The sequence below is a fragment of the Algibacillus agarilyticus genome (assembly GCF_003286125.1).
GTDB classification, from domain to species: domain Bacteria; phylum Pseudomonadota; class Gammaproteobacteria; order Enterobacterales; family Alteromonadaceae; genus Algibacillus; species Algibacillus agarilyticus.
This window is the reverse complement of sequence record NZ_QMED01000032.1, coordinates 26899-40384: the sequence shown is the minus strand read 5'-3', so window position 1 is coordinate 40384 and position 13486 is coordinate 26899. Positions and strand designations below refer to the sequence as shown.

The 13486-nt window shown below is 37.5% G+C and carries 14 protein-coding genes; 6 read left to right on the top strand and 8 right to left on the bottom strand.

Going from position 1 to position 13486, the window contains the following annotated elements; genetic code table 11:
* Positions 1–18 precede the first annotated feature (18 nt).
* The 4 genes from priC (at position 19) to DPX34_RS18300 (ending at position 2212) form a co-directional block, all read left to right on the top strand.
* On the top strand, positions 19–525 hold the full coding sequence (priC, locus tag DPX34_RS18315; protein WP_111979891.1) for a primosomal replication protein PriC: 507 nt from the start codon (positions 19–21) through the stop codon (positions 523–525).
* A 104-nt stretch (positions 526–629) separates the two neighbouring features.
* Positions 630–1121, top strand: coding sequence for a hypothetical protein (locus DPX34_RS18310; protein WP_111979890.1), 492 nt, complete (start codon positions 630–632; stop codon positions 1119–1121).
* A gap of 86 nt (positions 1122–1207) precedes the next feature.
* Positions 1208–1549, top strand: coding sequence for an outer membrane protein assembly factor BamE (locus tag DPX34_RS18305; protein WP_111979889.1), 342 nt, complete (start codon positions 1208–1210; stop codon positions 1547–1549).
* A gap of 219 nt (positions 1550–1768) precedes the next feature.
* Positions 1769–2212: a transcriptional repressor gene (locus DPX34_RS18300; RefSeq protein ID WP_111979888.1), complete on the top strand. Its 444-nt coding sequence runs from the start codon at positions 1769–1771 to the stop codon at positions 2210–2212.
* A gap of 70 nt (positions 2213–2282) precedes the next feature.
* Here the strand turns inward: DPX34_RS18300 and DPX34_RS18295 are convergent, their stop codons facing one another.
* On the bottom strand, positions 2283–3173 hold the full coding sequence (locus DPX34_RS18295; protein ID WP_111979887.1) for a DNA ligase: 891 nt from the start codon (positions 3171–3173) through the stop codon (positions 2283–2285).
* Between the two features lie 239 nt (positions 3174–3412).
* Here DPX34_RS18295 and galU point away from each other — a divergent pair, with 239 nt between their 5' ends.
* Positions 3413–4318, top strand: a complete 906-nt coding sequence (gene galU, locus DPX34_RS18290; protein WP_111979886.1) for a UTP--glucose-1-phosphate uridylyltransferase GalU — start codon at positions 3413–3415, stop codon at positions 4316–4318.
* A 245-nt stretch (positions 4319–4563) separates the two neighbouring features.
* Here galU and DPX34_RS18285 read toward each other — a convergent pair whose 3' ends face one another.
* The 6 genes from DPX34_RS18285 to speA form a co-directional block, all read right to left on the bottom strand.
* Positions 4564–4827, bottom strand: coding sequence for a hypothetical protein (locus DPX34_RS18285; RefSeq protein WP_111979885.1), 264 nt, complete (start codon positions 4825–4827; stop codon positions 4564–4566).
* Between the two features lie 127 nt (positions 4828–4954).
* Positions 4955–5137 carry a hypothetical protein gene (locus DPX34_RS18280; protein ID WP_111979884.1) on the bottom strand — a complete coding sequence of 61 codons (183 nt, stop codon included), beginning with the start codon at positions 5135–5137 and terminating at the stop codon, positions 4955–4957.
* A 349-nt stretch (positions 5138–5486) separates the two neighbouring features.
* Positions 5487–6719 carry an MFS transporter gene (locus DPX34_RS18275; protein WP_111979883.1) on the bottom strand — a complete coding sequence of 411 codons (1233 nt, stop codon included), beginning with the start codon at positions 6717–6719 and terminating at the stop codon, positions 5487–5489.
* Positions 6720–6724: 5 nt separating this feature from the next.
* Positions 6725–6982 carry a sulfurtransferase TusA gene (tusA, locus tag DPX34_RS18270; protein WP_111979882.1) on the bottom strand — a complete coding sequence of 86 codons (258 nt, stop codon included), beginning with the start codon at positions 6980–6982 and terminating at the stop codon, positions 6725–6727.
* An 83-nt stretch (positions 6983–7065) separates the two neighbouring features.
* On the bottom strand, positions 7066–7329 hold the full coding sequence (locus DPX34_RS18265; protein WP_111979881.1) for a hypothetical protein: 264 nt from the start codon (positions 7327–7329) through the stop codon (positions 7066–7068).
* A 78-nt stretch (positions 7330–7407) separates the two neighbouring features.
* Positions 7408–9279: a biosynthetic arginine decarboxylase gene (speA, locus tag DPX34_RS18260; RefSeq protein WP_111979880.1), complete on the bottom strand. Its 1872-nt coding sequence runs from the start codon at positions 9277–9279 to the stop codon at positions 7408–7410.
* Positions 9280–9528: 249 nt separating this feature from the next.
* Between speA and speE the strand changes: the two genes are divergently transcribed.
* Positions 9529–10383 carry a polyamine aminopropyltransferase gene (gene speE, locus DPX34_RS18255; protein ID WP_111979879.1) on the top strand — a complete coding sequence of 285 codons (855 nt, stop codon included), beginning with the start codon at positions 9529–9531 and terminating at the stop codon, positions 10381–10383.
* A 113-nt stretch (positions 10384–10496) separates the two neighbouring features.
* Here the strand turns inward: speE and uvrA are convergent, their stop codons facing one another.
* A complete protein-coding gene (gene uvrA / locus DPX34_RS18250) occupies positions 10497–13322 on the bottom strand; it encodes an excinuclease ABC subunit UvrA (protein WP_111979878.1) in 2826 nt (941 codons plus the stop codon).
* Positions 13323–13486: the final 164 nt, after the last annotated feature.

The window sequence follows — 13486 nt, the reverse complement described above, 5'->3', positions numbered from 1 at the left end:
AAAACTGAAAGGCGACTGATGTTAAAAGAACAATTAGATAAAATTAAAGTGCAATTAAAGGCGAATAAAAATCAGAATGGTATCGTCAGTCACTTACAATATCATCCTAGCTTTGTGACTCAATCTGAGCAGCTTGACGATTACTTTGCTGAAACAGATTGCATACTTAGTCGCATCGATTTAGATGCCACAACCCCCAGCGATGAGCAATTACGTATAGCGCAAAAATTAATAGACCAAGTGTCAATCTATACCAAGCTAACCTTAGATAAGGTCAATACCAGTACAACTCAAAGCAAAGAAAAAGAACAGACATCTATCGGTAAAATGCATTCAACTTTAGCTCAGTACCGACAATACCTAACCCAATTTGATGATAAACTGCGTCAGCTTGAGAATAGCAATCAAGCATTTGAAATAAAAAAAATTGAACAACGTCGAAAAAACTGTGTCAGAGCTATTGAGCAACTTGAATTCAAAATCACAAAATACGAACAAAGTATGTTTACTAAAAGAAGACGCTAGGGCGTGTTTTATTAATAATTAAAGGTTAAACCAGAGTAGATTTAGGTTTATTGAATATTTTCAGCTAAGTTTACTGTATACGATTTATAAAAAGTTATTCATTTATGAAAAAAATAGCGGTTTTACTTTTAACATTAACATCTTTGCTTAGTTTTGCTTGTTTTGCTGAGTTTGATATTCCAGGTAAAGCAACAATAACTTACCCTACAGGAGTCACTAAAAATGTTAACTTTAACTTTTCATTAAAACCCACTAACGGAGAAATGTATTTTTCTGCGGGGCCTTATAAAATGGCAACATCACAAGCCCCTGAACGATATTCAATTGCGGTTTTACTACAAAAAAATGATTTTGCTTGGGTGCAAGAGTTTGGTCAAGGTTACTTCAAAGAATTTGATTACCAACTAGGCGAACATAATATCAAACTGACTAAAGCCCCAAACCGTAATATTAAAGGACATTATGAATTATCGCTTAATGGGAAAAAATATTTATTTGAAAACAAAACAGTGCAAATCGTTATTAAATTTAACGATAATGGCATAGAAACAATTAACTTCGAGGGTGCAATTAAAGATCTCGCCCTTGAAATGTAATAACGGATGACGCATGAATAACTTCATTAATCCGTCTAACTTCGCTATTATCCAGCGCAAGTTATAACAAGTAGACCGAATCACTTATGAAATCAATTAAAAACATCTGTATGACTTTCGCTTTAGCTATTTTATTAAGCGCATGTGCATATAAAATTAACGTTCTACAAGGAAACTTTTTAGAGCAAACCGCTATCGATAAATTGCGTGTGTCTATGTCATACGAACAAGTTATCTTCGTGTTAGGCAAACCCGTCATAAGTGATGCTTTTAAGCAAGATACTTGGTATTACATTTATGAAGTACGTTATGGCAACGGTGATAATAAGCGTAAAGAACTGATATTAACCTTTAAAGAGGGTTTATTACTCGATTTAAAAGGTGATTACACAAAACCAGAAGAGTTTGACCAACCTTTAAATATATAAAAACAAACAATAAATCAGCCAGGTTACCTTGGCTGATTTATTAAAATGAACTAACCATGTATTTATCCACGGCTACCTATTACGCTCCCCATACGCATTCCCAAAAAATAGATTGCTCCCGCTACTTTGATCATTAATCTAAAACATAAATAGCTAAGAAGATGCTGTGCAAAGCGCAAATTTAAGATAAACTTCAGCTTTCGGTTTAAGGGATAGATAATGAGCCCAGCACAAAAATTAATTCAAGCTCAAAAATTATGTGAGAGCCGAGGCGTAAGATTTACGCTTGCACGCGAACAAGTATTCAACTTATTAGCAAAAACAGATCGTGCCATTGGTGCATATGATTTACTGCAGCAATTACAATTACTCGATCCTAAAGCTAAGCCACCCACCATTTATAGAGCACTTGAGTTTTTAATGACTCAAGGGTTTGTGCATAAAGTAGAATCAGACAACGCATTTGTTATGTGTAATCACTTTTCTGAGCAACACCCAGCACAATTACTTATTTGTGATGAGTGTGGCGATATAAAAGAGATTGATTCAAGCCAAATTGAAGCCAAAATAGATGAAGTAGCCGCAAGTTTAGGCTTCGTGGTTAAGCACCCGACAATAGAATTACATGGTTGTTGTAAAAATTGCGCTAAAGAAACGGATTAAACTAAAAGCGAATATACCCAAGTCACTTGGGTATAAGTATGAATAAGTAATACGCAGTATCAGCTCCAAGTTAACGACATTCGTTATGTTCAGACTGACAGAGCTTTTTTCGCACACGCCAAAAGCGGGGAAAACGCGGTAAACCTTTAGCGGTAAACCCAGAATAACGATACGTTATTACTGTACCGATGGCTGGTGGATTAAGCCTGTTTTCATCCGTTAAACCAGAGCCAACCTTAAACGTTAAACCTTGCGCATTTTTAACCAATAACGAACCCACTTGCCCTTTGTATTTGCCTTTAGCGGCAATATAACCAATAACAACCGCTTCAGCATCGTCATGCCGCTTTAATTTAAGCAAACTGTCATGACGCCCAGCGTGATAATCGGCATGGATATCGCGTAACATGAGTCCTTCACCGCCCAATAAAATGACATTATCAAGCCATTGATATAACTCGGTTTGATCATGTAATTTTTTTTGTTCGACAACACGTAAAAATGGAATGTTTATGTCTTCAATGATGGTTTTATATTTAAGATAACGTTGATAAAAATCACCCGATATATCCGGTGCATCAAATACCCGATATTGCACAAATTGCCATTCAATTAATGTACTTTTATGTCGACGAACCAACCCTGATATTTGATCAAACTGGTTGTAACCTAACCAAAGCTCGCCATCCAACGTGACTTCAGGCATAGACTTTATTAATTCGCTTGGTACATTTATTTTATGCCCGTTACGGGTCGTAAAATATTCGCCATTCCAAAATGCTCTAACCCCATCATATTTTTCACTCACTAAATAATGACCGATAGGGTTTTGCTTTGCATATTTTTTTGCCAGCGTTACGGGTGCGGGCTGTATTGATTTTGCTAACAAGGATGACGAGACTAAAAAAGCCATCGTACCCAAAAACAAAACAAACAAATTAAACGATGTATAAGTACGCATGTTATTCCATATTTAAATCCCTTTACATATACAGTTTAGTCGACATAAATCTTTCATGATAATTTTTTTTTTTGCTGATATAGTCTATTAGATATGTGATTTGATACTCACATAACAATAGAAAAATTAATTGCTGAATAGTGACGTATAGTCAGTTCACTTTTAATTTAAAGCAGGCCAAAAAAATCCATTCGACTCTTTTGGTAAATAGGTTAGGACATATATAAAGGAATCCTATAATGAGCAATAAAACCCAAAAAATCAGAAAAGCAATTATCCCTGTGGCCGGTTTAGGTACACGCATGCTACCGGCATCTAAAGCAATCCCAAAAGAAATGCTGACCATTGCAGATAAGCCGCTTATTCAATACGTGGTGACCGAGTTAATTGCGTCAGGCATTAAAGAAATAATCCTTGTGACCCACTCAAGTAAAAATTCAATTGAAAATCATTTTGATAAAAGTTTTGAATTAGAGTCAATTCTAGAAAAACGTGTAAAACGTCAATTACTTGAAGAAGTACAAAACATTTGCCCTAAAGATGTAACGATAATGCACGTGCGTCAAGGCGAAGCTAAAGGCTTAGGGCATGCAATTTCATGCGCTCGCCCTCTTGTGGGTAAAGCCCCTTTTGTTGTTGTATTACCGGATGTACTTATCGACGACGCGGCATCAAACCTTAAAACAGACAACTTAGCTGAAATGGTTCGTTTATATAATGAAACGGGCGTTAGTCAAATTATGGTTGAAGCCGTGCCAGAAGCCGATGTTAATAAATACGGCGTTGTGGATTTAGATGGCGCGAGTTTAGCCGCTGGCGAATCAGTAAAAATGATTGGTATGGTAGAAAAACCCGATTTAGAAGATGCACCTTCAAATTTAGCGGTTGTTGGACGTTATGTGTTATCAGCCGATATTTGGGATATTTTAGAAAAAACCCCCGTTGGTGCAGGTGATGAAATTCAATTAACCGATGCGATTGCGACGTTAATGGACTGGGAGTCAGTTAATGCATACTACATGACCGGTAAGAGCCATGATTGTGGAAACAAATTAGGCTACATGACCGCCTTTGTTGAATACAGCATGCGTCATAAAGTTTATGGTGATGCATTCACTCAATATATCCAATCAGTAAAATTATAAGCTAAACTATAATTATCAGCTAACACGATGAACCGTGCTTAGCTGATAATGTATCAACTAAATAACTTAAATAAGCCACTCTTTAATTATTCCCTAACACTCGCAGCACCATACACTAACAAGCATACATTAGTACTTCGCAAATATCGCACCATCTACTTAACCTCAACTATAGATTATAAATCCACTGCTAATAACTCTTTTCGCCTAAGACTGCATTAGGTATGGGTTTAAGAATACAATAATTAATCGATTAAACTTAACGCTTCAGCATAACCTGTTACTCGGTTAGCACCTGCATTAAAAAGCTGACTTGCTTCAGTATTAGATAACTGTTGAGAAAGTTGTAATGCTTGTTGAGGAGACAACTTTGAACCTATATTTGAGTTTATAGGCGAAGCTGTTGAATGATCAGACTCGCGAGTAGCAGATGAGGGTGAAGTTGACGATTGCGAGATAGCAGGCTGAACAATGCTAGAAAAAGGGTTGTTTGTCTGTAAATTAATCATACTTTACCTCTGGTTCAATATTTTGACAGTAACGATAGTTATCATTAGCTAAGCAAATAAAGTACCAGTTGAGCAATAAAATTAATGTGACGAACACTCAACTATGCTATTCAACCCTAAACAAGCGTTATTTAACAAATGAACGAGATTGCTCATCCGTATCTGCTTCGTCTTTGGTAGAGTGAAAAATAAAATCCAATTCGTCTTCTGTTTCATCAATCAAACTGACACCGTTGAATAAAACATCCCAGATGCGATCATCGCCATCTAAAGACAAGTCATCTTTATTTATTTTATTTGAAAACCACATAGCACATCCCCTTGTAAAAGTAATCTTGCGTTTACACGCACCCTGATTAACAGCATCATTAACGGTACAATAATCTAACAAATTAAAAGATTGTTATTTATTGCCGGATTAACTCAGACCTGTTTTACGTCTATATTCTCATTTTCCCAAAATGGTTCTTGTTTAAAATAAATAATTAAGTTAATAGAAAATAATGACATAAACATGAATATTACAATGCAAAATACATACATTGCGAAATAATTTAGTTTGAAGCAAACATTCAGTCTGTAATAGCTAACTTCAATCATTTTACTTAATGTCAAAATAAAATGAAGTCGACCTTGTCACAATTACTGTAAGACATACGCTATTTATTTTTCGATTCGGCAGCAATAAAATAAAAATACAAAATAGCCGCACACATCACTAAAAGCCCGCCAACATTAATAGCAAAAACAGGGGCGATCAAGGCAACTAAACCGCCCAACATTGCCATCACAACGTTGGCCAAACAAAAAGTAGCCGTCAGTAAGCCCATTAAACGCCCTTGCGCATTTTGGTGAAAATGCTCTGAAAAATATACCGGTATCAAGCCATTAACTAACGCAATAACAACTCCGGTAATTGGAAATACAAACCAAAATGTAAACGCATAACCAAACCACCCCATTGATATTAATAACACGCTTAAAATGAACAGACTAAGTGGAATGCCAAACTTAAAACCCAAAGCAACTTTAAATTTAGGGACAAAAAAAAGACTTGATAACACCATTGAAAAAGTTAAAACAGCGGTGGTAATACCGATTTGCATGCTAGATATAGAAAAATCAGTCACTAACCAAAGTGGGAAATATTGGTACAGACTATTAATACCCATCCCCAATAAAAAATAAGCGATAATAAAAGGCCTTAATGACAAATCATTTAACAAACCAAATGAGTGTGTTGAATAAATTTTTTGTCGTAACTGCAGCCAACTAAATGAGCACTTAGATTCCGTATTAGACATTAATACTCGAACCACCGTCATCGCGAGCAATACCGTGCACCCCGCAAATAAAAAAGCGATATCAGCACCAAATTGCATTAAATAACCACCTAATAAAGGGCCAAGTAAATAGCCACTGTAAATGGAGGCATTAATGAAAGACATCGAACGTGTTTTATCTATTTGGGGATGAAGATCTAAAGCAATAGCTCGACAAACCGCCATATTGCCTTCACACACACCCGTTAATAATCGCGCTAAAACAAACAAGCCATAATGCTCAATATAAATAGCCCAAGCACTAAACAAATACCCTATTGCGGCTAAACATAATGATACGGTTAAAATGGATTTGCGACCAAAAACATCTGACAAAGCACCGATAAATGAGCTACCGAACAACACACCTAAAGGATAAACGGCTAGCGCAATGGCTAATAAGATTGTTGGCGGAAAACCATAAAATTGAGTCAATGCATTATCTGAAAATTCAGAAAAAAGCGGGGCTAAAATAGGATAAGGTAACGCAATACCTAATATGCTAATAAAAGTAACCAGCAATGTAACGATTAATATTTTATAAGCATCAGTAGAGGTTGAGCTATTCAAAAGCGCTAACCTAAACCTTTTTTGATTAAATACAAGAAGGGTTTTTCATCGGTTTGCATGGCAACTAACTCATGATCCATAAACCGACAAAAACTTGGAATATCACGAGTAGTAGAAGGATCATCAGCTTTAACAAGTAACGTATTACCGGTTTTTAATTGGCGCATCGAAACTCGTACCATCATAACCGGTTCTGGGCAACGTAAACCCATTGCATCCAGATCATGATCGGCTTGAGAAAATAAAAGAGAATGTAATGACATAACAACGACGACTATTAATTTATAACCGCCATTGTAAATCTATTTACACTATAGGCAAATATTAATAAACGTAATAAATTTAACTATTCAACACCGGATAAACTTGAATAGTAAATATCAATTAACGAAATACTCGAGTTGCCCCATTTATCATCATGTTGTTGATAGTATTGTTTGATAAACGTCTCATTATCAGTCGAAAAACGACTAATATGTTTAGGAACCGCTTGAGCCGCTTTTAATAAATCGAGGGCTACGATTTTATTTTCTGTTCCTCGTAATACTTTACGAGCATGAGCAACAGCCTCGTTAATAACCGCAAGGTGAGCTTGTGCAATAGTGTTCATAATTATTATTTTTTTATTATGTAAACCAATTAATCTACGTGAATAAATTGGCTCACTTATTGTCGTTAAGAATTTATCTTACTCTTCAAAATAAGTATAACCTTGTATACCTTCCTGCAAGTAAGCAAAGCAACTAGCCTGCTCGTCTTCAGACAAGCCAGATTGTTTTAACAATGTTTGATAATTGTTATTTAATCGCAAAATGTCATAATGTACGATATCGAGCACATCTGCAACCGTTTCACCATTTATTATATCCGTTACTTGCCAGGTTCCATCAGCCGCTAACTCAACATGAGCAGAATCAGTGTCGCCAAATAAGTTATGATAATCACCTAAGATTTCTTGATAAGCTCCAACCATAAACATGCCTAAGTAGTAATCACGTTCGCCCTGATAAGCAGGCAAAGGCAAAGACGTATCAACCCCCATTTCATCGGTATACTGTTTAATTTGCCCATCTGAATCACAGGTAATATCTTGTATAATAACCCGCATTGATAAAGGTTGCGCTAATCGAGACAACGGGACAACAGGAAAGATTTGCTCAATTCCCCACGCATCAGGTAAAGATTGAAACAGTGAAAAATTACAAAATAACTTATGGGCTAGTTTTTCATTTAACTCATACAAAACATCACGATGCGCATTCGACTTTAAAGAGAGTAAAGGTTTTATCTTTTGCAGCAAGCTTAAGTAAAGCGCTTCTAAATCAGCCCACTCATGCATTGAAAGCAAGCCTAGAGAAAACATATTTTGGCCATCCACAAAATAATGTACCGCATCATGGAAACATTCTAGCGCCGTTTTAGTATTTAAACGTGTAGTTAAAGCCACCAAGTCTTTTGTCACTAAAGGCGCATCATCAGCACAGGCTATATCCACTTTTGGCGGTGATTCAATATCAATAACATCCGTAATCAATACCGCATGATGAGCCGTTAATGCTCGTCCTGATTCACTAATAATATGTGGGTGACTTAATTCTTCTAAATCACAAATTTCAGCAAAACCAGACAAAACATTACGTGCGTATTCGTCAACTTTATAATTCATTGAGCAAGAAGAACGAGAACCATTGCCTTCATAATCAACACCTAAACCACCGCCAACATCAACCGTCGTGATCGGAATACCGGTTTTTTTTAACTCACAGTAATAACGCGCACATTCTCTAATCGCGATTTGAATATCGCGTATGTTCGCTATTTGAGAGCCTATATGAAAATGGATAAGGTTAAGTAAGTTTAATAAACCCGCCGCTTTTAGCTTATCAATAGCTTGCAACACTTGACGAGCGGTTAAACCAAACTTGCCTTTCTCTCCGCCCGTGTTTTGCCATTTACCCTTACCGACCGAATGCAAACGAATACGGATACCAATATTAAGCGTTTTGCCAGTGGATTTTATTTCACTAATTAAAGTGTCTAGCTCAGATAATTTCTCAACAACAATAGTGACATCATGACCCATTTGCTGGCCAATCAAAGCAAGTTTTAAAAATTCTGCGTCTTTATAGCCATTACAAATAATAGATAGCGTTTGAGTTGTCGCCCCCAGAATAGCCAACAGCTCAGGTTTACTGCCAGCTTCTAATCCAATACGCGGAGTCGCTTCTAATAAATGCTCAACAACGCTGTGTTGCTGGTTAACTTTAATGGGATAAACTAAAGTATAATCGCCTTGGTATTTAAGTTGCTCTTTAGCTTGATTAAAGGCAGTGTAAAGTCGTGAAACGCGATGTTTCAGTATGTCAGTAAACCGTACTAAAATGGGTAATCGTAATCCAGATTCTTTTAACGATTCAACCAATTCATTAAGAACAAAGGCTTGCGATTGAGTGCCTGCTTGAGGTTGTGCCGTTAAATAACCTCGCTCATCAATCGCAAAATAACCCTCACTCCAACCTTCTATATTATAAACTTCGTAAGCATCGTTAATAGCCTGCACCTCTAATCTCCTTCAAAACATCAAGTCCATCAAACTCTATTAAAAAGATCAGAGTTCAATAAAGCCGCGATAATAAGTCTAGATGACGTTAAAAACAATAATCTATATTTTTTAATTGCGGGCACGTTAAAACATAGGCAAAATTCGCGCATGAGTAAGTTACCCATTTAACTTAAATCACACTCACTTAGATCAACCATGGTTTTGATTACAATTAAGCAATAATTTAAACATTATAGAGAATACAAGATGTCACAACTTGACCCTAACAGCTGGTTTACTGAAATTCATCAAGGCTGCGGTAGTGCTTTTTCATTGCAGATAAAAAGTAAACTAGAAGAAGTGCAATCACCTTTTCAAAAAGTGACGATGTACGACACAACCGACTTTGGCAAGTTCATGGTTATTGACGATTGCACGATGGTAACAACACGTGAAAACTTTATTTATCATGAAATGATGAGCCACCCTGCATTATTCACTCACCCTGCACCAGAGAATGTAGTGATCATTGGCGGTGGGGATTGCGGAACCTTAAAAGAAGTTTTACGACATCCGACGGTTAAATCCGCTCAGCAAATTGATATTGATGAAGTCGTGACACAAATGTCACTTAAATACTTCCCTGAATTATGCGAGCGTAACCAAGATCCACGCGCTGATGTTATGTTTGATGACGGCATTAAATTTATGGCAGAAGTAGCCGAATCATCACTCGATGTCATTATTGTTGATTCGACCGATCCTATCGGTCCAGGTGAAGGCTTATTTAATCATGCATTTTATAAAAATTGCTTACGCGCATTACGTACAGGGGGGATTTTAGTTCAGCAAAGTGAATCACCTATTTTGCATCAAAAATTAATGAAAGAAATGCGTGATGCCATGTTAGATTCGGGTTTTGCGGCTTTGCAAACACTTACATTTCCGCAACCCATTTACCCTAGTGGATACTGGTCTTGTACCTTAGCCAGAAAAGGGGCTTCGTTTAACGGCTTTAGAGACGAAATTAAGACGCTTGATAGCGAACTTGCTTATTATTCGGCAGACATTCACAAAGGCGCAGCCGCATTACCTAACTTCCTAAAAAAAGCGTTAGCTTAACCTTTAGCTAAAAAATGCGACTTACCATGTATAAATGTGGATACAATTTAGCTAAAAATAAAAAGGGGATACAACATGTATCCCCTTCATAGTTAATAACTAAGCTTGATTTATTAATCCAATAGTGGCTTTAAAAAACGTGCTGTATGCGATCCACAATCACTAGTACATAGATCTTCTGGCGTGCCACTAAATAAAATTTGACCACCGCCATTGCCGCCTTCTGGGCCTAAATCAACAATCCAATCGGCGGTTTTAACGACATCCAAATTATGCTCAATAATAACAATTGTATTGCCATGATCACGTAAACGATGAAGAACCGTTAATAACAATTCAATATCGGCAAAATGTAACCCGGTTGTCGGTTCATCTAAAATATATAATGTGTCACCGGTATCACGTTTTGACAATTCACGCGCCAACTTAACACGCTGAGCTTCACCACCTGAAAGTGTCGTCGCAGATTGACCTAATCGAATATAAGATAACCCCACATCCATTAAGGTTTGTAACTTCCTCGAAATAGCCGGCACCGCTTCAAAAAAACGATTAGCTTCTTCTACCGTCATATCCAATACTTCGTGAATACTCATACCTTTGTAGGTAATTTCTAACGTTTCACGGTTGTAGCGCTTACTTTTACAGACATCACAAGGTACATAAACATCAGGTAAAAAGTGCATTTCAACTTTAATTAAACCATCACCTTGGCAAGACTCACAACGTCCACCTTTTACATTAAAGCTAAATCGTCCCGGCTTATACCCCCGAGAACGCGCTTCTTGTGTACCGGCAAATAATTCTCGAATAGGCGTAAAAATTCCCGTGTAAGTAGCAGGGTTGGAGCGCGGCGTTCGACCAATTGGGCTTTGATCAATATCAACCACTTTATCCATGTAGTCTAACCCTGAAATCGCGGTATGTGGTGCAGGGTCATTCGTAGTCGCTCTATTTAACTCTCTTTGCGCGATAGAATAAAGCGTATCATTAATCAGCGTTGATTTACCTGAACCAGAAACCCCAGTAATGCATGACATTAAACCAATAGGCAGTTCCAAAGTCACATTTTTTAAATTATTACCCGTTGCGCCTTCTAATTTTAGCCAGCGATCACTCGGTTGATGACGCTTCTCAGGTATGGCTATTTTTTTAACACCCGACAAATACTGACCTGTTAATGAGCGTTCTGCGGCCATCACGTCGTCTACAGAGCCACAAGCAACAACTTCGCCACCGTGCACACCAGCGCCGGGGCCAATATCGACAACATAATCAGCACTACGTATCGCATCTTCATCATGCTCAACCACAATAACCGTATTTCCAAGATCACGTAGATGATTAAGTGTGCCTAATAATCGTTCATTATCGCGCTGGTGCAAACCGATTGAAGGCTCATCAAGCACATACATAACGCCAACAAGCCCGGCGCCAATTTGGCTTGCTAACCGGATACGCTGCGCTTCACCACCCGATAACGTATCAGCACTACGAGAAAGCATTAAATAATTTAAACCGACGTTAACTAAGAAACCTAAACGATCGTTAATTTCTTTTAATATTTTATCCGCTATTTGTGCGCGCTGGCCTGTTAAGGTTAATTCTTGAAAAAATTGCAACGCGTCAGCAATTGAAAGATCAACAACATGAGGTAAATTAGTATTGTTAATAAAGACATTGCGTGCTTCTTCACGAAGACGTGCGCCACCACAAGCGCCGCATTTAGCATCATTTAATAATTTAGCTAATTCATCTCGCACCGCACTTGATTCGGTTTCTTTATAGCGGCGATCCATATTAGGGATAACACCTTCAAACGCATGATGGCGCTTAATTACATCACCCCGATCATTCATATATTTAAAATCAAGTTCGGTTTCACCACTACCATATAAAACAACTTGCTGCAGATCAGTCGGTATATCTTGCCAAGGTGAATTAATATCAAAACCATAATGTTCTGATACCGTTTTTAACATCGTAAAATAATAAAAACTGCGTTTATCCCAGCCGCGAATAGCCCCACCAGACAAACTTAATTCTTCATTAGTTATAATTCGATCAGGATCAAAATATTGTTGATTACCTAAACCATCACAGGTTTTACAAGCCCCTGAAGGACTATTAAAAGAAAACATTCTCGGTTCAACTTCCGCCATGCTATAACCACACTGCGGACAAGAAAAATTAGCCGACAGAATAATTTCTTCTTTGTCTGGTTCGTCCATCCAAGCGATAACGGCAATGCCGTTAGCTAGCTCTAACGTGGTTTCAAATGATTCAGCTAAACGTTGTGATAAATCATCGCGCACTTTAAAGCGGTCAACAACAACTTCGATTGTATGCTTTTTATGTAAATCAAGCGTTGGTGGATCACTCAAGTCACAAACATCGCCATCAATACGGGCGCGAATGTAACCTTGCGCGGCCAAATTCTCTAATGTTTTAACATGTTCACCTTTGCGGTTTTGTACAACCGGCGCCAGCAACATTAATTTGCTCCCCTCTGGAATTGCCAATACCTGATCAACCATTTGACTAATCGTTTGTGCAGCCAAAGGGACATCATGATTAGGGCATCGCGGCTCACCTACACGGGCGAATAACAAACGTAAGTAATCATATATTTCAGTGATGGTACCAACGGTAGAGCGAGGGTTATGCGATGTCGACTTTTGCTCGATAGAAATAGCAGGAGATAAACCTTCAATATGATCAACGTCAGGCTTTTCCATTAAGGATAAAAATTGACGAGCATAAGCCGAAAGTGATTCAACATAGCGTCTTTGTCCTTCAGCATACAAAGTATCAAATGCTAAAGATGATTTACCTGAACCAGAAAGCCCCGTAATGACAATTAACTTATCTCGAGGGAGTTCAATATTAATATTTTTCAGGTTGTGCGTTCTTGCGCCACGAACTTCAATACGATCCATTTAACAGACTTACCCATGTTGAATAAAGCAAACCCCGAGTATGGCATTTATCTGCGCAGTTTTGAATGTTAACTGAACAAAATAACAGTATGAATTTGTATGAAGTTTAAATGAAATTTAATTTATGGATTAATATGTGTAAAAAACGAACAGGTTTAAGAAGT

Coding starts and splice junctions, on each gene's coding strand:
- priC (WP_111979891.1), top strand. CDS start 19: ATGTTAAAAGAACAATTAGATAAAATTAAAGTGCAATTAAAGGCGAAT.
- DPX34_RS18310 (WP_111979890.1), top strand. CDS start 630: ATGAAAAAAATAGCGGTTTTACTTTTAACATTAACATCTTTGCTTAGT.
- DPX34_RS18305 (WP_111979889.1), top strand. CDS start 1,208: ATGAAATCAATTAAAAACATCTGTATGACTTTCGCTTTAGCTATTTTA.
- DPX34_RS18300 (WP_111979888.1), top strand. CDS start 1,769: ATGAGCCCAGCACAAAAATTAATTCAAGCTCAAAAATTATGTGAGAGC.
- DPX34_RS18295 (WP_111979887.1), bottom strand. CDS start 3,173: ATGCGTACTTATACATCGTTTAATTTGTTTGTTTTGTTTTTGGGTACG.
- galU (WP_111979886.1), top strand. CDS start 3,413: ATGAGCAATAAAACCCAAAAAATCAGAAAAGCAATTATCCCTGTGGCC.
- DPX34_RS18285 (WP_111979885.1), bottom strand. CDS start 4,827: ATGATTAATTTACAGACAAACAACCCTTTTTCTAGCATTGTTCAGCCT.
- DPX34_RS18280 (WP_111979884.1), bottom strand. CDS start 5,137: ATGTGGTTTTCAAATAAAATAAATAAAGATGACTTGTCTTTAGATGGC.
- tusA (WP_111979882.1), bottom strand. CDS start 6,982: ATGTCATTACATTCTCTTTTATTTTCTCAAGCCGATCATGATCTGGAT.
- DPX34_RS18265 (WP_111979881.1), bottom strand. CDS start 7,329: ATGAACACTATTGCACAAGCTCACCTTGCGGTTATTAACGAGGCTGTT.
- speE (WP_111979879.1), top strand. CDS start 9,529: ATGTCACAACTTGACCCTAACAGCTGGTTTACTGAAATTCATCAAGGC.
- uvrA (WP_111979878.1), bottom strand. CDS start 13,322: ATGGATCGTATTGAAGTTCGTGGCGCAAGAACGCACAACCTGAAAAAT.